The organism is Halalkalibacter sp. HAAS-P014, assembly GCF_056619965.1.
Genome location: NZ_JBWQTV010000006.1, coordinates 350,863 through 373,009, shown reverse-complemented (window position 1 = coordinate 373,009; position 22,147 = coordinate 350,863). Strand labels below are relative to the sequence as shown.

The window sequence follows — 22,147 nt, the reverse complement described above, 5'->3', positions numbered from 1 at the left end:
TTTCTCAACAGCCTGCTTTTTAATTATTTTATCTTAAGAAGTCTTATCTCTAGATAAAACCAATAAAACTTGACTGATAACAGCCAGAATAGGCAATTTCAATAACGGACCAATCACTAATGTTAAAGCAATTAACGGCTGATCTGGAAATGCCGTTATAGCAATAGCTAAAGCGATGGGGGAATTTCTGGCTAAGGTGGTTAAATTAAAACTAACTTTATCAGGTTGTGAGAATTTAAAAAGCCGACCGATTTTTCGCCCAATTACAAAGTTCAGTACAAAAAAGAGGAGAATAGGGATTGTTATTTTCCAGATCAAATCTAAGTTATCAAGTAATATTTGTCCTTGAGACGCAAACATTGCAACGATTGCAAAACTAAGAAAAATAATGGGGAGTACACTTAATTTGGATATTAAATTTTCTGCAAACTGCTGTTTATTTTTCAAAAGAACTTTTGTTAAGATAGCGAAAGCGAATGGGAGGACTAACACCAACAGTACGCTTTCTATCAAAAATGAAAGTTCAATAACTCCTGTCGTTCCACCGAAAATCAGTAGATAAATAGGAAGCAGGATCACTTGTAATAGCATATTTAAAGGTAAGATAGCTGTTGATAAAGCAACATTGCCCTTCGCTATTCCTGTAAAAATTAAGTACCAATCAGTACACGGAGTCACCATCAACATTATAAACCCAATAAACAATGCAGGGTTTTCGCTTAAGAATAATACTGCCAGAAGCCACGCAAGGATAGGCGTCCAGATAAAATTCATGATAATTGTGCTGAATGTGAATGTTATGTTTTTAAAACAATTCCTTATTTCTTCAATAGGAATTTGTAAAAACGTTATGTAAAGCATGGCCATTAATAACGGTACAATAAAGGTTTCTGAATATGTTTTGATCGGTTCAAATTGTCCGATAATTATCCCAATTATTACGGCTGATAGAATAATAAATGTATACAACTTTTCAATTAAGTTCATGACAAATCACGCCTTGTTGTCTGTTTAGGTACATAAGCAATGTACTTTTAATCTTTAATATACAAGTGAGGAGGTGAGTATAGCAAGAGTTGAAAGGCGAATGTACGTCGTAAAGCTTCTGATCAAATTGAAGCTTTTTTATCCATGTGGAATGTGCGAACAGGAGGGTATATAAGCTGAAGACGAGTCGTGTAACTTTACGAACATACCTTCGTTCTAACTGTTGACTCACCACTTTAATCATTATAAACTAGTACTACAATTGAAAGAACAATGCTATATAAATAGAGTGTAAGATGAAAGTAATAGAGAGGAAATTCAGATGAGTCAGCTTAAAGTATGTTCGTTATTTTCTGGTATCGGTGGATTTGAGACGGGAATTTTTGATGCTTATGGGAAAGAGAATGTGGAGGTCGTATTTGCATCAGAGATTGATAAGTTTGCTACGAGAAGCTACGTAGCACTTTATGAGCATATTCCACATGCAGATATTAAAGATGTCATGGAGTGGCAAATACCAGAGCATGATTTACTTGTTGCTGGATTCCCATGTCAGGCGTTTTCAGTTGCGGGACAACGACGTGGATTTGATGATACGCGTGGGACATTGTTTTTTGAGGTGGCTCGGATTGCAGCAAGTCATCTGCCGAAAGTGATCCTCCTTGAAAATGTAAAAGGGATGCTTAATCATGATAGTGGAAATACGCTAGCAACTATTGTTTCAGCTCTTAGTGAAATAGGATATGTAGTTGACTTTAAAATTTTAAATTCAAAGTATTTTAACGTAGCGCAAAGTAGAGAACGAATTTATATTGTGGCTGTGAGAGATATAGATGTTGAGCCGTGGGATTTACGTCAAGTTGATAATACATTATTGAAGGTGAAACAAAATATCATTGATAAGCTAGACAATGATCAGCTGCGCTCGTTTAATTTTGATTTTCCAATAGAAGAGAGTGTCTCTGTGAAGCTAGCAGATATTTTACAAAAAGATGTTGAAGAACGTTACTTTTTGAAAAATGAAATCTCGGAAGTTCTTCATGATCAGATTGAAGAGATTTTTCTGAATAAAAAAGAATCAGGAAACGACATTAAAAAGGTGCTTGATATTCCAAAAGAGCTCCATAATGATAACGAGAGACAGCGTCGGGTATATAGCGTTCAAGGGATTTCCCCAACTGTTCTTGCTCGTCAAGACACAACAAAAATCATTGTAGAAAATGAGCATATGCATCCACCAAAATATCGGATTAGAAAACTTACTCCATATGAATGTTTACAGCTGCAGGGGTTCCCAGCTGAGTATTACGACAAGCTTGTTGATGCAGGTATTAGTCCGACACAACTATACAAACAAGCGGGGAATGCTGTGACTACGAGCGTGATTTCAGCAATTGTGAAGAATTTAGAGCCGTATATTGGGATTGAACAAACGAAAAAGGTACATGTGTAGTGATTTCGTTAAGTCATGACAAAGTTTAGCCTTTTATAAAATTACAAAGTTTCTATAGTTCAACAGCAACGATGATATATTCAGGATAGAGTCTCTGAAACAGGGGCTCTTTTTTGATTTTGTAAAATCCAATAAAAATTAATGAAAAATCATAATAAATCGAGTGTTTTTTCTTCTTTAATTTAAAAGCGCTTTAACATACACTTTGATTACTACAGCGTCTCGTTGGAGTTGAATAGAGTAAGTTTGAAGAGGTGATCAGTTTGGAAATAAGAGTAGTAGGAGAAGAGATAACCGTTTTTGGTGAAGGGCCATTTTGGGATCAAGATAAACATTGCATGTATCGAGTTGATGTCGCAAAGAAAACAATTGTTTCAATTAACCTTCTAACAAAAGAGGAGAAAATCTATCAATTTCCAGAACCTGTAACATCAATGGTTAAATATTCAACCGATGAATTGATTGTGACGATGAAAGATGGTTTGTACTTATATGATACAAAAAGTGAAACGTTAGAAACCTTTTTAAAACCTAATGGATTAAATGAAAAGTTACTTCTTAATGATGCTAAATGTGACGTAAGAGGAAACCTTTGGGTAGGCTCAGTGAATGATGACTTTAAGTTGTTTAAAGAGGAAATTATTTCTGAATTTACAGGGAGAAATGCCAGTTTATATCGAGTAGAAACCAATTTAGACATTCATAAAGTGAAGGGTCAGATCACTCTTTCAAATGGACTTGATTGGGATCGTGAAAGGAATATTTTCTACTATATTGACTCAGCTACACAAGGAATTACTCGATTTGATTATAATCCTGATACTGGAGAAATAACAAATGAAGAGAATGTCTATACATTTGCTGAATTAGATGGATTGCCAGATGGCATGACTATTGATCGCGAAGGAATGATATGGGTTGCCTTATTTAAAAGTGGTATAGTTGCCAAACAGAATCCATCAGGAGGTATGGTCGCAAAAATAGACCCGTTTGAAAAAAAGTGGGTTGATACAATCACATTACCGACAACGCATGTAACATCTTGTACGTTCGGTGGAGAAGATTTAAACACATTGTTTATTACAACAGCACTTGAGCTATTACCAGAAAATGAACGAGTAAAACAACCATTAGCTGGGCGATTATTTGCAGTAGATCTCAAAATCGGTGGGTATGCACCAATAACATTTCGAAAGACAGTATAAATCTCTTATATAAAAATGAATATTTTTCAAAAACTAATGTAAGCGCTTTAAAAAAGTGGTTGATCATCTTATATGACTTCTTACGAAAAAATACATGTGATTGCTTTCCAAAATGAGATTCAAAATGAAAAAATAAAGAGTAAAGGAGGCGCAAGATGGGAGTATTTATTTTTCGTAGGTTAGTACAAACCGTTGCCGTATTGTTTTTCGTAACATTGATAGTCTTTATGATTATTCAATTACTGCCAGGTGACCCCGCGCAAACAATGCTAGGGGCGGATGCAAGTCAAGAAGAAATTCTTAATTTGCGAGAAGAATTAGGATTGAATGACCCACTTCTTGTTCAATACGTCAGCTGGGCTCAAGGAGTGTTAAAAGGGGACTTAGGTCATTCCATTTACTATAAAGAAGCCGTTACAAACATTATGGGCACGCGCTTTCCAATTACATTAACGATCGGTATTTCAGCTTTGATTGTAACTGTATTAATTGGTGTTCCACTAGGGGTCATTGCAGCCGTTAATCGTGGAGGGAAATTGGATTCTTTTATTGTTGTTTTATCTAATATTGGAATTGCTACTCCGAATTTTTGGTTAGGGATTTTAGGAGTCTATTTTCTAAGTCTGCAACTCGGTTGGCTTCCTGTTCAAGGCTATGTATCTCCTTTTACTAATTTTACAGAAGGAATCAAGACAATCATTATGCCTGTTTTTGTACTAGCTGCTGCAACGATCTCATCAATTATGAGACAAACTCGATCATCAATGCTTGAAATTATACATCAAGACTTCATACGTACAGCGAGATCAAAGGGGTTAAAAGAGAGATTCGTGATAATTAAACACGGTTTGCGAAACGCACTAATCCCTGTCATTACTTTGCTTGGATTACAACTTGGAAATATAATTGGTGGCACTGTTTTGATTGAACAAGTATTTAATATACCAGGAATGGGAGCGCTTTTAGTTAGTTCTGTCTTTATGCAAGACTTCATCGTCGTTCAAGCATGTGTACTAGTTATTGCAATTATGGTAGTGTTTGCCAATCTATCAGTTGATTTGGCATATAGATTTATTGACCCTCGAATAAAACTTAAATAAAAGAAAGGTGGGATAAGATGGCTATAGAAGCTTCTCAAAAACTAGCAACTGCTGACCCGAGGAGGCAAAAGGAGTTCCGAAAGTTTTTAAAGGTATTGCTTGCTAGGAAAGTAGTAGTGGTTAGTTTAGGGATTCTTATTTTATTAGTTGTGGTTGCTATTTTTGCCCCTTGGATTGCTCCTCATAACCCTTATAGTCAGAATATTGCGAATTCATTACAGTCTCCCAGTAAAGAACACCTTTTAGGAACCGATCAATTAGGGCGAGATGTCCTAAGCCGAATCATTTATGGATCAAGAGCTTCATTAATTGTTGGTTTTGCTGCGGTAGCCTTAGCTGGAATTGCCGGAAGTACTCTTGGATTAATAGCAGGATACTTCGGTGGAATAATAGATACATTGATAATGCGATTTATGGATGCATTGCTTGCAATACCAGCCATAGTGTTAGCGCTTTCTCTAGGGGCAGCACTTGGCGGTGGGCTAGTAGGAGTCGTTGTAGCGTTAGGGATCGCATTAATTCCTACTTACGCACGATTAATGCGAGGTCAAGTTATGTCTGTAAGAGAAATGGATTATATAAAAGCTGGTGAAATCAGTGGTATAAGCAATGCTCGAAATATATTAGTACATGTCTTACCCAACTGTATCTCACCTATTATCGTATTAATTACTTTAAATTTAGGTGTTGCGATTTTAGCAGAAGCGGGATTAAGTTTTCTTGGTTTAGGTGTACATCCGCCACAAGCAGCATGGGGGTCAATGGTAAATGATGGGTACCAACACCTTTCAAGATTGCCTGTTTTATCGTTTGCTCCAGGACTCTGTATAGTATTTGTCGTTATGGCATTTAACATTGTAGGAGATGCCTTGCGTGATGCATTGGATCCGAAACTAAGAGGTTCATTATAGTTTTTTAGACTAAAACATTTCTATACAGGAAGAGTGGGTGATTAGCAGAAATGAGTCATTTATTAGAAGTAAACAATTTAAAAACCTATTTCAAATTAAATGACCAGACGGTAAAAGCAGTGGATGATGTTTCCTACCACATTGATGAGGGAGAAATTGTTGCGATTGTGGGAGAAAGTGGGTCTGGAAAGTCTATTACCCAATACTCCGGTATTAAATTAATCCCCCAATCTGGAGAAATTGTCGGTGGTGAAGTGCTATTTGAAGGAGAGGACTTACTCAAATATGATGCACATAGTGAGGAAATGCGTCAAATCCGTGGTGGGAAAATAGGGGTTATTTTCCAAGAACCTATGACTTCATTGAATCCAGTTTTAACCGTCGGTGAACAAATAATTGAATCTGTTATGCTACACAAAAAGGTCTCACGGAAGCAAGCGATAAAACGTGCAATTGAACTGATCAATATGGTTGGAATCCCGGATGCGGAGGAACGGGTGAACTACTACCCTTATCAATTTAGTGGGGGAATGCGTCAGCGTATTATGATTGCTATGGCGATGTCGTGTGATCCTAAACTATTAATAGCAGACGAAGCAACAACGGCTTTGGATGTGACAACACAAGCACAGCTGCTAGAATTATTAAAAGATATTGTCAAAAAAACCAATACGTCAATCGTCTTAGTTACTCATAATTTAGGAATTGTTGCTCGTTATGCTGATCGGATTTACGTTATGTATGCTGGGGGAGTGGTAGAATCAGGAACGAACAAAGAAATTTTTAGTAAGCCAAAACATCCGTATACAATTGGCTTGTTAAATTCAGTACCGAGACTAGATGACCCTAAAGATCGAAAACTCATTCCAATCGACGGATTGCCCCCCAATTTAGCTAATAAACCTACAACATGTGCTTTCCTGAATAGATGTCCGTTTCGTACAGAAACCTGTGAATCTTCTCCAGCTCCTCCATTGATTGAAAAAGATAGCAATCATTATGCAGCGTGCTATGTTGAAATCAAGGGAAAAGAGAATTTGAAATATGCAGAAGAGTACGCCAGTGCAACTGATCAAACATTAATGAAAGATGAATGGAAGTCGAAAGAAACAAACGATGTTATTTTAGAAGTGAAAAATTTAAGAACATACTTCCCATTTACGAAAGGACTATTAAATAGAAAAGTAGCAGATATAAAAGCTGTAGATGATGTCTCTTTTAAAGTATACAAAGGTGAAACTCTTGGTCTTGTAGGGGAGAGTGGTTGTGGGAAAACCACAGTTGCGAGAAGTATTATGCGTATGTACGATCCAACAGATGGAGAAATCATTTTTAACGGGACAGACATTGCCAAATTATCAAAAGGAAAGCTGAAACCCATTCGAAAGAACATGTCGCTTGTGTTCCAAGATCCAAGCAGCTCACTTGATCCAAGACAAAAGATAAGAAATATTATCGGCGAACCTTTGATAATTAATAAATTAGTGGAAAATAAAGAAATGTATAATGCTCGTGTAGATCAGTTGATGCGTCTAGTTGGGTTAGACCCTAACTTATGGGATCGTGTGTCTCATGAATTCAGTGGTGGTCAACGACAACGTATTGGAATAGCCCGTGCACTTGCAAGCAATCCGTCGTTTATTGTATGCGATGAAGCCATTTCGGCATTAGATGTATCAATCCAAGCGCAAATTATAAATCTACTAGAAGAGCTACAAGAAAAACTAGAACTAACCTATTTATTTATCGCCCATGACTTGTCTGTTGTACGTCATATCGCTGATCGTATTGCTGTGATGTATTTAGGTAAAATAGTAGAAATTGGGGACTGGAAATCATTATATGATAACCCTAAGCATCCATATACAAAAGCTCTGTTATCAGCTGTACCGATACCAGATCCTTTCATTGAGGAGCAAAGGGAATACAAAGTATTAAAAGGGGAAGTTCCCAGTCTATTATCAAGACCTAAAGGGTGTGTGTTCTCTAACCGATGCCCAATTGCTAGTGATGAATGTCTTGAAATGGAACCTCCTCTAAAGCAAGATAAGCAAGGCCATGGGGTAGCGTGTATTAAAGTGTAACCAATTAACTTACCAGATAATTAAATTGTATAAATCTATTAGGACTTTACAAGTTTATTTGTGGGGGAGGGGATTGGTGGCAAGCAAAACAATTGTTTATTTTATCAGTAATTTTGGTTTTAAGATGAAATTGGTGGCATGTTTTGTAAGTGTATTCTATTAACAAATGAAGACGGGAAATATTAAAAACCAAGGGGGAGTTTTGAGTGATTAGAAAATCGATAGCTTTTCTATTATTTATCTCTTTAATGCTGCTTGTTCTAGCTGCGTGTTCTAGCGAAAGTAGTAGTGACGTTGTAGAAGACGGACAAGAAACAAGTGATGATGTTACGACAGAAGTTAGTGAGGAAGATAAATATGGAGGTTCGGTTCAGATTAGAATTGCTCAACAACCAAGAAGTTTTGGCTATCCTCCAGCGATTGCAAACAACCCTACGCCATCAATTCCTGTTTCACAGCCTGCGCTTGAAACACTAGGACGCTATAATACCGATGGTTCAGTTGGTCCATGGTTAGCGAGAGATTGGGACATAGATAATGAAACAGAAACAGTAACGGTTTATTTGGAAGAAGGAATTAAATTTCATGATGATACTGATTTTAATGCAGAAGCAGTTAAGTGGGTATTTGACGAGGTAATTAAAACACAGCCTTCGTTAACAGTTATTGATAGTGTAGAGATCATAGATGATTATACCCTTGTGTTCCATTTTAATGATTGGACTTCGGGAGCTCACCTCAATATGTTTACGGTTGTTCCGATTGGTTCACCGACTGCGTATGAAGAGATGGGAGAAGAAGGGAACTGGAATCACCCAGTAGGAACAGGGCCGTTTAAATTCGACAGTATGGAAAATAACAATTTTATTAAGTTTGTAAGAAATGAGAATTATTGGAAAGAAGGATTGCCTTATTTAGATAGTCTTGAATTTAAAATTATTGTAAATGAAACAACTGCCAAAAATGCTCTATTAGCAAATGAGATAGATGTTGCGTTAATGTTTGGAGCTGACACAGTAAATGAATTTGAGGGTTCATCTGATATTGAGGTTGTCGAGCCGACAACAGTGTCAGGTCTGCAAGGTATTGGAATTATTCCCAATACAAATGATCCTGATTCACCGTTAGCAGATGTTCGCGTTCGAAAAGCAATCACTCATGCGATTGATCGAGAACAGATTGCAGAATCTGTATATCGTGGGTATGCAACGGCTACAAACCAATTTACTTTTCCGGAACAGTGGAGCCACAACCCTGACTTAGATCCGTTTGAATACAATCCAGAAAAAGCGAAGGAACTGTTGGCGGAGGCAGGATATCCAGATGGTTTTAAAACTAAAATCACAACTCAAAATGAAAGAAATTTCTTAATGCAAGCAGTTCAAGGTTATTTAGCAGAGGTCGGCATTGAAGTAGAAGTTGATGTCGTGGAACAAACTCGGTTAATGGCGATGATCTATGATGAAGGCTGGGAAGGTTTTACTGAATTTATTTACTACACTGCTGGTGATGAATTAGGAAGTTTATTGAGGCCGTTCTTCGGTCCGACTCCAGTACTATGGGGAAATATAACAGAATTACCAGAAGATGTGGTTGACCTAGTAGTCGAATTTGACCGTGAAATGGATGAAGACGGCCGCGTGCAGTTGGCTCATGAATTGCAATCGAAAGTAATGGAGGAATACCATATGTTTTCACCATTTTTCGTTGCAGAAGTACCATATTTGAAACACAAGCATGTTCATGATGATGGATACTGGACACTCCGTGCTGACTATTTTACTCCTGAAACACTGTGGGTAGAGAAGTAAGTTAACTTGTTTCTGCCCCCTAACTTTACACATCACAGTTGAGGGGGCAGAAACTTGCCTTTAGTTTTTTAGATAAGGTTCTTAGTTTATAAAGTGGGTGAAATGGATTGAATAGATTAAGTGGAAAAGTAGCGATCATTACAGGAGCAGGAAGTGGTCAAGGAAAGTTTGAAGCCCAATTATTTGCTGAAGAAGGAGCCTCAGTTGTTGTAACGGATATTAACTTTGAAAGTGCTCTAAGTACTGCTGCTGAAATTCAAAGAAAAAATGGCAATGTACTCGCACTTCACCACGATATTTCATCAGAGGTAGATTGGGAGACCGTTGCTACTAAGACAGTTGATGAATTTGGGAAAGTGGATATTCTTGTTAATAATGCTGGATTTCATTTCGATACGCGAATGGCTGATATTTCATTAGAAGAGTGGAATAACATCCTTAACATTAATCTGACAGGAACATTTTTAGGAATTCAAACGGTTGTTCCTTTAATGAAAGAAAACAATAGGGGTTCCATTGTTAATATTGCATCAATTGCTGCTTTAAGGGGTGGAAGCTTTGCTCATTATAGCGCAGCAAAAGGGGGAGTTCGTTCGCTTTCTAAAACGGCTGCTATTGAATATGCCGAAGACAACATTCGTGTAAACACTGTTTTACCAGGATTGATTACAACGGATTTTGTAGAAGAAGCGTTACAAAACGAAGTCATTCATCAAAACTTGTTAGATCAGTTACCCATGAAAAGGTTTGGAAAAGTAGAAGATGTCGGATACGGAGTTTTGTATTTGGCTTCCGATGAGTCAAAATTTGTTACAGGTTCTGAGTTAATCATTGATGGAGGTACGATGGCAGGAGCAAAAATAATGGAAGATTAAAGGGAGATGGGATCTAGTGTTAAAAGGGACAAAAGAGGTTAAATACGAAGTTTCATTGGTCTTCATCTTTTTCTTAGCTTTTGGGTTTCTCTATTTGGACCGGCAAGCTATATCGATGTTAATGCCGTTAATGATCGAAGATATTGAGCTAACGAATACGAAAATAGGCCAAATAAATATGTGGCAGACGATTGGGTTTGCACTGGCAGCACCGATTTTCGCTATTATTTCAGATCGCCTAGGCCATAAAAAGCAAATTTTATTTTGGGCTACATTTATTACGTCCGTATTAGCACTTATTACGATGTTCGCTAATTCATTTGCCTATTTACTGGTTGTTAGGACATTGCTTGGAGCAAGTGAAGGGGTTATTCTTCCTATTGCCATATCACTTATAGCAGCAGTATCACGTCCAATCAAGTTAGGTAGAAATATGGGATTGGTATATGCAGGTGCAGCAGTTATTGGTGTCGCAATTGGGCCGATTGTTGTTACGCAGTTGGGTGAATTGTTTACCTGGAGATATGCGTTTTTGTTTGTCAGCATTCCAAGCTTTATTACGGCACTGCTCATATTGCGCTTTGTAAAGGAAGCAGATTTATCTTCTAAAGTAGATGGAAAAGGAAATGCAAACGTAGCTTTAAAAACAATTTTTAGCAGTTTGAAAAATAGAAACATTTTAATCTGTGTTCTGTTAAGTATCTTTTGTATGGGGGCGTTGTGGACGTTTAATTCGTTTCTTCCATTATATCTAACACAAGTTAGTATGCTAACTGTCACTAATATGGGAATTGTTTTTTCAATATTCGGTTTATTTACAATTATGTGGCAAGTGTTTATCCCGTATTCCTCTGACAAAATAGGAAGAAAGCCAGCGATGTCAGGTTATCTTGTAATGGCAATGATTACACCGATCGTTTTATTCTTCTTTCCTCAATCAGCTGCAAGTCTTGTGATTTTGGTGTTATTCGGTGGAATTATTCTTGCAATGAATACGTTGTATCAAAGTGTCATTCCGGTTGAAAGTGTACCTGCATCAGTTATGGCAACCGCTAATGCACTCATTATGGGGACCGGTGAGTTGATTGGCGCATTTTCAATTGGTTTTTCCGGAGTGTTAGCAGATATGTATAGCTTAACGGCTGTCATGGTGGTTATTTCTATTTCTTATCTTATTGCATTCTTAATTTCGTTTGCTTTAATTGAAACGCTAAAGGGCAAGGCTGAAGTTAAGACCGAACCGATAAACAATGTATCTTCTAGAACGTGATTAGTGTGATGGTAAGAGAAGATGGTATGTCACTTGAATAATTGTAATGGATCATCTCACTTTTATAAAGGTTCAAAGCAATCCGTGCTTATTTCAAAGGACTTTTGAAGAGGAGGAACATGCAACAATGGCAAATAGAAATCAAAAAAATGACAAAACGAATATTGTTTATGTCGTATTAGATGATTCAGGGTATTCGGATTTCGGGTGTTTCGGCTCTGAAATTCAAACCCCTAATATAGACGCATTGGCGAAAAATGGATTAAGGTATACCAATTATCATTCTCCCCCTACGTGTTCACCAACTCGGTCGTCATTATTAACAGGTCGTAATCACCATGCAGTAGGTATGGCAACAGTGGCAAACTTTGATTTCGGCCCTGATTATCCAAATAAAAGAGGTCGGATTACAGCGAAAGCTGCAACTGTTGCAGAAGTATTAAAAGAAAACGGCTATAACACGTATGCATTAGGAAAATGGCACTTATCGCCATCTCATCAAGCAACACCTGCTGGACCTTATGATAATTGGCCACTTGGAAAAGGATTTGATCGTTTTTATGGGTTTCTTGAGGATTCTTCTGATCAATACAAACCAGAAATGGTGAATGACAATACGTTTGTAGATGATGCTGAAGATGAGGGATATCATGTATCAGAAGCGATTGTAAAAAAGGCGAAGCAATATGTAACTGATCATGTATCAATTGATCCCGACAGACCTTTCTTTCTAACTCTTAATTTTGGAGCGCAGCACCAACCGGTTCAAGTGTTTCAAAAATACATCGATATGTATAAAGGGAAGTATGATGCCGGATGGGATGTGATTCGCAGACAACGGTTTGAACGCCAGAAAGAGTTAGGAATAACTCCGGAAGATGCGAAATTTATTGATAGGAATCCTGGAGTGAAAGCGTGGGATGAATTAACAGCTAATGAGCAAAAAGCGTTTGCTCGTTTTCAGGAAGCGTATGCAGGATTTTTAACTCATACGGATGAGCAGATCGGAAGGTTTGTTAATCACTTGCAAACAGTAGATGAATTAGAAAACACGATGATTGTTGTTATATCGGATGATGGAGCAAGCTCTAGAGGAAGTACTAATGGGTCAGTGAACCATACGTTATCTTATAACGGAATTGATCAAGAGTTCGATTATATTATGGAAAATTTTGAAGATATTGGTACCGAGGATTCGAAAGCTGAATTTCCAAATGGCTGGGCTCAAGTGAGTAACACCCCTTTTAGATTTTATAAAGCTACTACATTTGAAGGTGGCTTAAGAAACCCATTAATCATCTATCATTCAAATGCAATAGAAGAAAAAGGTGGAATCCGTCACCAGTATCTTCATGTCAGTGATATTACCCCAACTGTTTATGATTTGCTAGGAATTGAATTGCCGAAACAAGTGAAGGGCGTTGTGCAAATGCCTCTTCATGGCAAAAGCTTTCTAGAATCGTTTAACAATTCAAATGCTTTCATTAAAGACATTCAATACTACGAGCATAACGGCATGCGTGCACTTTATTACAAAGGCTGGAAAGCAATCGGCCTTCGCAAACCTGGGCAACCATATGAAGATGATGCATGGCAGTTGTATCAAGCTGAAATTGACTTCAATGAAAATGATAACTTAGCTGAAACGATGCCAGAAAAGTTAGTAGAATTACAGAAGATATGGGAGGAAGAAGCATTAAAGTATAATGTCTTCCCGATGAGTGATGCAGGACCAAATGGATTTTCTCTTGCAGCAGATGACACTCTTCGTGCACGGAAGTACTTTGTATTTTACCCAGGAATGGCTCATTTGCCAGAAGGAGCTGTTCCATTAACCATTAATCGCTCTTATTCTATCACTGTTCCAATTGTTAGGAACAACGATAATGAAGAAGGTGTTCTCCTTGCTCTGGGTGGGAATGAAAGTGGATATACGCTCTATGTGAAAAATAACCGGTTAGTTTACGAGTACAATATGGGTACAGTTATATACCAGGTGGAGGCGGAGGAAGCTGTACCACTAGGGGAAACAACGGTTGAATTAAGATTCAAACGTACCGGTGATTACAAAGGAATTGCCTCGCTCTTTTTTGATAATCGCAAAGTTGGAGAAGGAAAGATTAATGAAACGCATCCTTATAAGATATCATTCGAAGGGTTAGATATTGGGAAGGATAGCCGTTATCCAGTAAGTCCAGTTTATAAGGATTTAGGTGAATTCCCCTTTTCTGGAGAGATCAAAAAGGTAATTTATGATATTAAAGAGGGTCAGGATATCATGACAAATTAATAGTGTGAGTTAGAAATAACGAATCTCTATACAAATCTGCTATGAATTATGCCTTAAATAGTAGTCATAACTAAAAATCAATAGAAAAAGAAAAGAGGTGGAACAAATGGGTGTGAAGGGAGATCTTCGATTAGAAAACAAGGTAGCAATCGTTTCTGGAAGTACTTCTGGTATTGGTGAGGCAACAGCTAAAATCTTTGCGCAAGAAGGAGCTAAAGTTGTTGTCGTTGGTCGTAGGGAAGAAAAAGGGGAACAGGTTGTAAAGGGAATACAAGAGCATGGCGGAGAAGCAATCTATGTTCAAACAGATATGATGGAAGAAGATCAGATAATAAATCTCGTAAAGGTTACGATAGAGACGTTTGGCAAAGTAGACATTCTCGTTAATAATGCTGGAAGAATTATAGAAAAACCTTTTGTACAATTATCCAATCGTGATTGGGACCAGTTTGTGAGACTGGATGCTTATTCATATTTTCGTGCAATGCAGCTAGTGCTTCCGCACATGGAGAAACAAGGTTCAGGCAATATAGTGAATGTTACATCACTTGCAGCATTGAGTGTTATGCCGACCCATGCTCTTTACAGTTTTGTAAAAGCAGGCATTACTCATATGTCCAAAGTTGTTGCTGCTGAATATGCCGATAAAGGGATTCGTGTGAATTGTTTGCTCCCAGGTGTCGTTTATACGGAGATGATCGCAGATAATCCGAATACTCCTCATATGGAAAAAATGATTCCGATGGGCCGAATGTCCACACCCGAAGAACAAGCTAAAACAGTTTTATTTTTAGCCTCCGATGAATCATCTTATATGACTGGATCTTCTATTGTGGCTGACGGTGGTGTTAGAGGGATTTAAATAAGTATTAGAGAGGTAGATGTAGGATGCTTTTACAAGATCAAGTAGCTATTATAACCGGAGGGGCAAAAGGAATGGGAGAAGCTACGTCTAGGCTGTTTGCCACAGAAGGTGCGAATGTAATTATTGTCGATCTCGATTTTCCTAGAGCCAAAGAGGTTGTAAACGGTATTCGACATAATGGAGGGACGGCTCGTTCGTACAATAAGGTTGATGTTACAAATAGAGCAGATATGAAAAGAACGGTTGAAGCTACGATTGAGGAATTTGGCAAAATAGATATATTAGTGAATTGTGCAGGTGGTATTTTTGGTGAGGGAAATGGAAATAGTAACAACCTAAATCTCGATGACTGGGATAAAACAATGGAGTTGAATTTGAATGGCACGCTAATACCTATTTTAGAGGTACTACCCCATATGAAAGAACAACAGTCCGGCCGAATTATTAATTTCTCTTCGATGGGTGCATTTGATGCGTATACGGTCGTATTACACTATCATGCTGCAAAAGGGGCCGTTGAGAGCTTAACTCACAATCTAGCATTTGAACTTGCCCCAAAAGGAATTAATGTGAATGTAGTATCTCCAGGGCCGATTATGACACCATTTTGGGATGAATTGATGCCTCCAGGAGAAGAAAGGGACCAGTTCTTTCATGATCTATCAAAAAAGGAAGTACCGATGCAACGGATGGGGACAGCCGAAGATGTTGCGGGTGTATGTCTCTTTTTAGCTTCAAAACTATCCAATTTCGTCACAGGCCAAAAAATTTATGTTGGTGGTGGAATGGGGAATATCATTTCTCATAATTCAACCTTTTTAATGACAGGTGAAAATACCAAAGTGAACAAATAACAGAATTAGGTGGACTGGTGTCTACTTGAGTTCACTTGATTTCGGACTGTATTTTAACGGCTATATCTATAATTTAATATAATTTCTATATAAATAGATTTAATTTTCAGAATTCGTTGACAAAATATAGTTCGGGATTGTAGAATTATAGATAGGTAAAAAAAGCGCTTTCGCATAATGAATGTGGCCAAAAAACGACATAAATATACAGACTAAAATTTTACGGGTTGTTTTTAGAAGTTTTTTCATGAAAAGAGAGGGGTAGTATGATGACAGAGATTGTAACTAGGAAAGTACAAACAGGAGATTATCAAACGTTCTTTCATGAAGGTGGAGAAAAGTCGGCTGAAACGATTATTTTTCTTCATGGAAGCGGACCTGGAGCAAGTGCAACTACAAATTGGCAGGACGTGTTGCCTCATCTTAGTGAGGGCTTTCATGTCGTTGCTCCAGATTTGTTTGGTTTTGGTGACACCGATCACCCTGAGGTCTACCCAGAAAATGGGGCAAAGTGGATGTCAGCTAGAGTACAGCAAATTATCGCATTAATGGATGCATTAGAAGTAGAAAAAGCTCATTTAGTAGGAAATTCGTTAGGTGGAGTGATTTCGCTAAATCTCTTAATGTATGCTCCGGAGAGGTTTGACCGAGTCGTTTTAATGGGAGCAGGGGGAGGATTAACGGAGCCTACACCAGAACTTGCGAAATTGGCTAACTTTGCGAGTGATCCTAGTCCAGCTAATTTTAAAAATCTATTAAGATGGTTTTTATTTGATGAAACATTCCTTGAGGAAAAATTAGATCAAATTGTTTCAGAACGCCTCGAAAATTTTAATAGAAAAGAAGTTCGGAGGTCATATGAAGCTAACTTTAAAAATTCCCACCTGTCCGATATGCTCGTACCACCATCTGCTCTTAAACGAATGAAAAATTCTTTCATGTTGATTCATGGTCATGAAGATCGGTTTGTTCCACTTGAAAGCAGTCTCTATGTAATGAAGTATTTACCTGATGCTCAACTTCATACGTTCAAGCGCTGTGGCCATTGGGCACAAATTGAACAAAAAGATAGATTTATTAAGTTGACTACAGACTTTTTTAACAGGGAGTTATAAAATACTAAGAGATAGACTACAATGCATCTTATATTCAGCCACTTTAATAATGTATGTTCCTAGAAATAAGTTACTATACAACTACTAGACTAATTAACTTGAAGGTGTCGCAAAATGAAAAAAGATTATGCTTATCGTTCTATTAAAAATCTAATTATTCAAGGAAATTGGGTTCCAGATAAGAGTATTAATGTGAATGAGCTTGCAGAGCAGTTAAATATGAGCAGGACTCCAATACACAAGGCTTTAACCCAGTTAGAGCAAGAAGGATTTCTAACGATTATTCCCAAAGTGGGCGTGTTTGTAAAAACACCTGATCGAAAGGAAGTCATTGAACGTGTATATGTTTGTGCCAATTTAGATGGTTTAATGGCAGAACAGGCTGCATGTAATCTAAAGGATGAGGATTTTACCTTTTTGGAAGAGACGTTAAAAAAGATGGACGATTTTACTTTGTCTTATGAAGAATACACAGATCTCAATGTTGAATTCCACAAGAGAATTTTTGAGGCATCACAGTTTAGCTTCACTATGAATTTAGCTGAGCAGCTTTGGGATTATTTAAATTATGTAGGAACTCCAGAACTTCTGTTTGAAACTGATAGACGAAAGCGTTCACAAACAGAACATTGGTTGATTTACTTTGCCTTAAAAGATAGAGATAGCAAACTAGCAAAAGAGTTAGTTGAGCGCCATTTGAGACGAGTTATCGATGTGATTGATACAAAATTATCAGAAGTTACCCCAAATCAGAGTATTGTAAATTAACGTTCCACTAGGTGATGGCAAAGAAAATGATTTAAATTACAAGGGGAGGGTTACAAATGGAACAAAGTGTATTGGAAGTAAATAAAGATTTGGTGGCAAAGGCAAGGAACTTGATTCCGAAGTTAAGAGAGTACAGCGATGAGATTGACAAATCCAGTCAAATTCCGGATGAGATTGTTAAACTTTTACAAGAAGAAGGTCTGTTAAAGGTACTCCGTCCGACAATGTATGGTGGTTACCAAACGAATATGAGAACATTTACGGAGGTTGTTACAGAAATTTCTCGCGGGAACGGTTCAGCCGGCTGGTTTGTGTCACTCAGTAATATTAGAGATTTCATGATTTCCTACGCATTTGGAGGAGAAGCATTAGAAGAGATCTATGGGCCTGGAAAAGATGTAATCTTGGCAGGTAATTTCAAGCCTATCAAATGCGATATACGTAAAGTAGATGGTGGTTATTACATTGAAGAAGCACAGTGGCCATTCGTTTCCGGTAGTCCACATGCAGATTGGTGTTATTTTGGATTCCCAGTAGATGATGGTAATGGTGGAATGGAAATGGCCATTATGGTTGTTCCGCGCGAAGAGCTTAATATCTTAGATGATTGGTTTGTAATGGGCTTAAAGGGTTCAGGGAGTAATAGTGTAAGCGCGAAGGGGATCTTTGTCCCAGAGCACCGAGTATCGTTAGATCGTTTGGCAAGCAAAGGTCATTATATCATTGAGCCACTGAGAGAAGTCCCTTTGTATAGAACACCATTTGTTCCTTCTCTTACTCTATCCATTGTTGGACCTGCATTGGGGCTCGCACAAGCAGCAATGGATTTTCATATGGAGCGAGTGGAAAAAGCAGGGATCGGCAACACTTTCTATACAAAAATGAGTGAAGCTCCAATTACTCATATGCAAACGGCTCAAGCACAGCTGAAAATAGACTCTGCAGAGCTTCATTTATATAGGGCAGTCGATAATTTAGACGCTTACTCTGAAAGAGGACATACGATGACAACTGAAGAAGTTGTACGGATGAAGGCTGATTTTGGTTATGTCAATCAACTATGTAAGGAAGCCATTGATTTAATGCTTGCTGGTGCAGGTTCAGTATTTACGTACGAGAAAAATGCATTTCAGTTAGTGTACCGAGACTTCTTGACGATGCACTTACATGGATTTATAACACCTTCGAGTTTAATTGAAACCTATGGTCGCGTACTGTGTGGAAATGAACCGAATACGTATTTTGTTTAGAATTAAATAGAAGCTAATTATGTTTTTAAAATACTGAATATTCCAAAAATAAAATATATTTTCAATTTTAGATTAGAGTGTGTTCAACTCAATATAAGGGGGAAGTTAATATGAATTTACCAGAGATTGCAAAGTTAGGGCATGTGGCGTTAGTAACGACTGATTTAGAAAAATCACTTTGGTTTTTTAAAGAAATCGTAGGACTTGAAGAAACTAAAACTGTCGATGGGACTGTTTATTTACGGGCATGGGGGGATTTTGAGCACCACACACTTACATTAACTGCTGGAGAGAAGTCACATGTAGATCATATTGCTTGGAGAACTAAACGACCTGAGGATGTCGAAGGGTTTGCCAATTTACTTCAAGAAGCTGGAACAGAAGTAAAATGGGTGGAGGCTGGAGAAGAAGCAGGGCAAGGAAAAGCGATTCGTTTTAAACTCCCAAGTCAACATAGCTTTGAAATTTATTATGACATCGAAAAACCATTAGCTGAACCATCAAAACGATCTGTTCTCAAAAATCAAACGTATAAATCTTGGGCACGTGGTGTTTCACCACGAAGAATCGATCATGTCAATCTTCTTTCCTCGTTAAAAGCAGATGAAATTTCTAGTTTCCTAGAGGAGAAATTAGGGTTTAAAATGCGTGAATATATTAAAGCGCCAGATAATTCGTATTTAGGAGCATGGTTAAGTGTAACACCATTGGTTCACGATATTGCTGTCAGTCATGATCCGTTCGCACCAACAACACACCAAATTCACCATCTGTCTTACTGGTTGGATAATGCGCAGGACTTACTGAGGGCAGCGGATATATTAACAGAACATGGCATTGAGTTTAAAGGTCCAGGAAAGCATGGAATTTCTCAAGCGATGTATATTTATGCGATTGATCCTGGAAGTGGCGTACGTGTTGAGCTGTTCACAAATGGTTATTTAATCTTTGAGCCAGATTGGGAGCCAATTGAATGGACACTTGATGAGATGGATGTCGGCTTCACATACTGGGGAGATCAAATGGACACCAAACCAGAGAACAATCCAACGATCGAAGCGTAAAAATCTAGTTTTATAGTATTAGATAGTAGAAAGGAGTAACAGAAAATGGATGATCGTAAATTTCGTAACGCAATGGGAAAGTTTGCAACCGGTGTAACTGTTATAACAACAGAGGTGGAAGGTGAAGTACATGGGATGACAGCAAACGCCTTCATGTCCGTATCTCTTGATCCGAAGCTTGTTGTTGTCTCAATTGGGGAGAAAGCACGTATTTTGAATATGCTGAAACAAAGTAATAAATTTACTGTAAATATCTTGGCTGCTGATCAACAGGAAGTTTCAATGATTTTTGCAGGTCAATTGAAGGATCATCATGAAATTGCCTTTGAACGTCTAGATGGGCAGGCTGTTATCCCGGGAGCTTTGGCTCAAATTTCTTGTGAGATATCAACAGAATATGTCGAAGGGGATCATACATTGTTTATCGGCAAAGTGACGGATATTCACCTAGAAGATGATTCAGAACCTCTTGTTTTTTATAGTGGACGTTACCGTTCGTTATCAGAAGAAACAGCCGTTAGTTCTAAATAATCGTCACGCCAAACTATAACATTTAAAAAGGAGTATTGATCATGGAGATTCAAAATGCAGCGAACGCTCTATTAGAAGCGGAAACAACGAAGCAACCGATTGCTCCTTTTACATCATCAACAGAAGTTATTTCTGTTGATGATGCTTACCAAATTCAGTTGGAGCAAATTCGCCGTAAAGTTAGCAAAGGAGCGACCATTGTCGGGAAAAAGATCGGTCTCACTAGCAAAGTCATGCAAGAAATGTTCAATGTTAATGAACCGGATTACGGACATATTCTTAATGATATGATGTATGAAAATGGAGATTCGATTACTCTTGATAAGTTTATTCAGCCAAAGGTCGAGTTTGAAATTGCTTTTATCTTGAAAAAGGATTTAAAAGGGCCTGGAGTAACAGAAGAAGAGGTTATTGCTGCCACAGAGTACGTTGTCCCTTCAATTGAGATCATTGACAGTCGTATAAAGGATTGGAAATTCAAATATGAAGATACAGTGGCTGATAATGGTTCATCAGCGGGTGCCATTGTAGGTGGAAGGCCTACCAAATTAGAAGGCCTTACCCTTCCTTCCATTCAAATGAAGGCATATAAAAATGGTGAATTGCTTGATACCGCATCAGGGTCAGCGGTAATGGGCAACCCATTACATGCTGTTGCTTGGCTTGCCAATGCACTGAGTCGTTACGATATTTCTCTTAATGCAGGAGAAATCATTCTTTCAGGGGCTCTTTCAAAAGCGGTTCCAATTGAGGATGGAGATACATTCACGGCAGAATTTGATCATCTTGGGGCTGTATCTGCTACTTTTAAAAAAGGAGCTCGATAATATGACTGAGTATAAAGTGGGAATTCTAGGTTCAGGGAATATCGGAACCGACCTTATGTATAAAATTGAGCGTTGTGAGCATTTAGAAATGAGTGTAATGGTAGGGATTGATCCGGAATCAGAAGGGTTAAAGCGAGCTCATGAGCGTGGTTATGCGACCATAAACGATGGAATTGAAGGTCTTTTGAAACAACCAGAATTAGTTGATATTGTCTTTGATGCAACAACAGCAAAAGCCCATAAATATCATAGTGAGCAATTAATCGCAATTGGAAAAAAAGTGATTGATTTAACGCCTGCAGCGATTGGACCATTTACTGTTCCTCCAGTTAACCTTGCTAAAAATCTCGGTAGTTCAAATGTAAATATGGTGACTTGTGGAGGGCAGGCAACTATTCCAATCGTTCATGCAATCAGTCGAGTTAGCCAAGTTGACTATGCTGAAATCGTTGCTACGATCTCAAGTTTAAGTGCTGGACCTGGAACAAGGGCAAATATAGATGAGTTTACGCGTACGACATCAAGAGCTATAGAGGAAGTAGGGGGAGCAAAAAAAGGGAAAGCCATTATTATCTTAAATCCAGCTGAACCACCGATTATTATGCGTGATACGATTCATGTTCTTGTCGAACAAGAAGGAAAAGAACAAGAAATTATTACTTCCATCGAACAAATGGCTGAAGAAGTAAGAACCTACGTCCCTGGTTATCGTTTACGAGGAACGCCTCAAATTGATGGCAAAAAAATATCTGTATTTATCGAAGTGGAGGGGGCGGGCGATTTCTTCCCACCGTATTCAGGTAATCTCGATATTATGACAGCAGCAGGTGCAAAAGTAGGAGATGAATTGGCGAAACAGCTATCTAGTGAGGCTATTAAGTAATAGG

19 protein-coding genes are annotated in these 22,147 nt (G+C 38.0%); 18 read left to right on the top strand and 1 reads right to left on the bottom strand.

All coding sequences use genetic code 11. The features are described from left to right. Positions 1-33 precede the first annotated feature (33 nt). Entirely contained in the window at positions 34-987 is a 954-nt protein-coding gene (locus AC1FXZ_RS06550) for an arsenic resistance protein (protein ID WP_480051908.1), read from the bottom strand. 322 nt (positions 988-1,309) lie between these two features. Between AC1FXZ_RS06550 and dcm the strand changes: the two genes are divergently transcribed. From dcm to AC1FXZ_RS06460, 18 genes are all read left to right on the top strand, one after another. Beyond that, positions 1,310-2,440 carry a DNA (cytosine-5-)-methyltransferase gene (dcm, locus tag AC1FXZ_RS06545; protein WP_480051907.1) on the top strand — a complete coding sequence of 377 codons (1,131 nt, stop codon included), beginning with the start codon at positions 1,310-1,312 and terminating at the stop codon, positions 2,438-2,440. 263 nt (positions 2,441-2,703) lie between these two features. After that, positions 2,704-3,645 (top strand): SMP-30/gluconolactonase/LRE family protein, encoded by a 942-nt coding sequence (locus tag AC1FXZ_RS06540; protein ID WP_480051906.1) that lies wholly within the window; start codon positions 2,704-2,706, stop codon positions 3,643-3,645. Positions 3,646-3,800: 155 nt separating this feature from the next. Then, positions 3,801-4,745 carry an ABC transporter permease gene (locus AC1FXZ_RS06535; RefSeq protein WP_480051905.1) on the top strand — a complete coding sequence of 315 codons (945 nt, stop codon included), beginning with the start codon at positions 3,801-3,803 and terminating at the stop codon, positions 4,743-4,745. A gap of 17 nt (positions 4,746-4,762) precedes the next feature. Next, a complete protein-coding gene (locus tag AC1FXZ_RS06530) occupies positions 4,763-5,656 on the top strand; it encodes an ABC transporter permease (protein ID WP_480051904.1) in 894 nt (297 codons plus the stop codon). 50 nt (positions 5,657-5,706) lie between these two features. Continuing rightward, positions 5,707-7,740 carry an ABC transporter ATP-binding protein gene (locus AC1FXZ_RS06525; protein ID WP_480051903.1) on the top strand — a complete coding sequence of 678 codons (2,034 nt, stop codon included), beginning with the start codon at positions 5,707-5,709 and terminating at the stop codon, positions 7,738-7,740. Between the two features lie 206 nt (positions 7,741-7,946). Continuing rightward, entirely contained in the window at positions 7,947-9,551 is a 1,605-nt protein-coding gene (locus AC1FXZ_RS06520) for an ABC transporter substrate-binding protein (RefSeq protein ID WP_480051902.1), read from the top strand. Between the two features lie 107 nt (positions 9,552-9,658). Continuing rightward, the gene (locus tag AC1FXZ_RS06515) at positions 9,659-10,426 is read left to right on the top strand and encodes an SDR family NAD(P)-dependent oxidoreductase (RefSeq protein ID WP_480051901.1); all 768 of its coding nucleotides are present in this window, start codon (positions 9,659-9,661) and stop codon (positions 10,424-10,426) included. 16 nt (positions 10,427-10,442) lie between these two features. Then, positions 10,443-11,696, top strand: a complete 1,254-nt coding sequence (locus AC1FXZ_RS06510; protein WP_480051900.1) for an MFS transporter — start codon at positions 10,443-10,445, stop codon at positions 11,694-11,696. 127 nt (positions 11,697-11,823) lie between these two features. Further along, a complete protein-coding gene (locus tag AC1FXZ_RS06505) occupies positions 11,824-13,986 on the top strand; it encodes an arylsulfatase (RefSeq protein WP_480051899.1) in 2,163 nt (720 codons plus the stop codon). Between the two features lie 106 nt (positions 13,987-14,092). Continuing rightward, a complete protein-coding gene (locus tag AC1FXZ_RS06500; protein ID WP_480051898.1) occupies positions 14,093-14,848 on the top strand; it encodes an SDR family NAD(P)-dependent oxidoreductase in 756 nt (251 codons plus the stop codon). 26 nt (positions 14,849-14,874) lie between these two features. Further along, on the top strand, positions 14,875-15,705 hold the full coding sequence (locus AC1FXZ_RS06495) for an SDR family NAD(P)-dependent oxidoreductase (RefSeq protein WP_480051897.1): 831 nt from the start codon (positions 14,875-14,877) through the stop codon (positions 15,703-15,705). A gap of 269 nt (positions 15,706-15,974) precedes the next feature. Then, on the top strand, positions 15,975-16,820 hold the full coding sequence (locus tag AC1FXZ_RS06490) for an alpha/beta fold hydrolase (RefSeq protein WP_480051896.1): 846 nt from the start codon (positions 15,975-15,977) through the stop codon (positions 16,818-16,820). Between the two features lie 114 nt (positions 16,821-16,934). Then, positions 16,935-17,588, top strand: a complete 654-nt coding sequence (locus AC1FXZ_RS06485; RefSeq protein ID WP_480051895.1) for a GntR family transcriptional regulator — start codon at positions 16,935-16,937, stop codon at positions 17,586-17,588. A gap of 56 nt (positions 17,589-17,644) precedes the next feature. Further along, positions 17,645-18,838, top strand: coding sequence for an acyl-CoA dehydrogenase family protein (locus AC1FXZ_RS06480; protein WP_480051894.1), 1,194 nt, complete (start codon positions 17,645-17,647; stop codon positions 18,836-18,838). 110 nt (positions 18,839-18,948) lie between these two features. Further along, positions 18,949-19,902: a VOC family protein gene (locus AC1FXZ_RS06475; RefSeq protein WP_480051893.1), complete on the top strand. Its 954-nt coding sequence runs from the start codon at positions 18,949-18,951 to the stop codon at positions 19,900-19,902. A 45-nt stretch (positions 19,903-19,947) separates the two neighbouring features. Beyond that, on the top strand, positions 19,948-20,433 hold the full coding sequence (locus AC1FXZ_RS06470) for a flavin reductase family protein (protein WP_480051892.1): 486 nt from the start codon (positions 19,948-19,950) through the stop codon (positions 20,431-20,433). A 41-nt stretch (positions 20,434-20,474) separates the two neighbouring features. Further along, positions 20,475-21,260 (top strand): 2-keto-4-pentenoate hydratase, encoded by a 786-nt coding sequence (locus AC1FXZ_RS06465; RefSeq protein ID WP_480051891.1) that lies wholly within the window; start codon positions 20,475-20,477, stop codon positions 21,258-21,260. A gap of 1 nt (position 21,261) precedes the next feature. Then, positions 21,262-22,143, top strand: a complete 882-nt coding sequence (locus AC1FXZ_RS06460) for an acetaldehyde dehydrogenase (acetylating) (protein ID WP_480051890.1) — start codon at positions 21,262-21,264, stop codon at positions 22,141-22,143. The last annotated feature ends 4 nt before the right edge of the window (positions 22,144-22,147 follow it).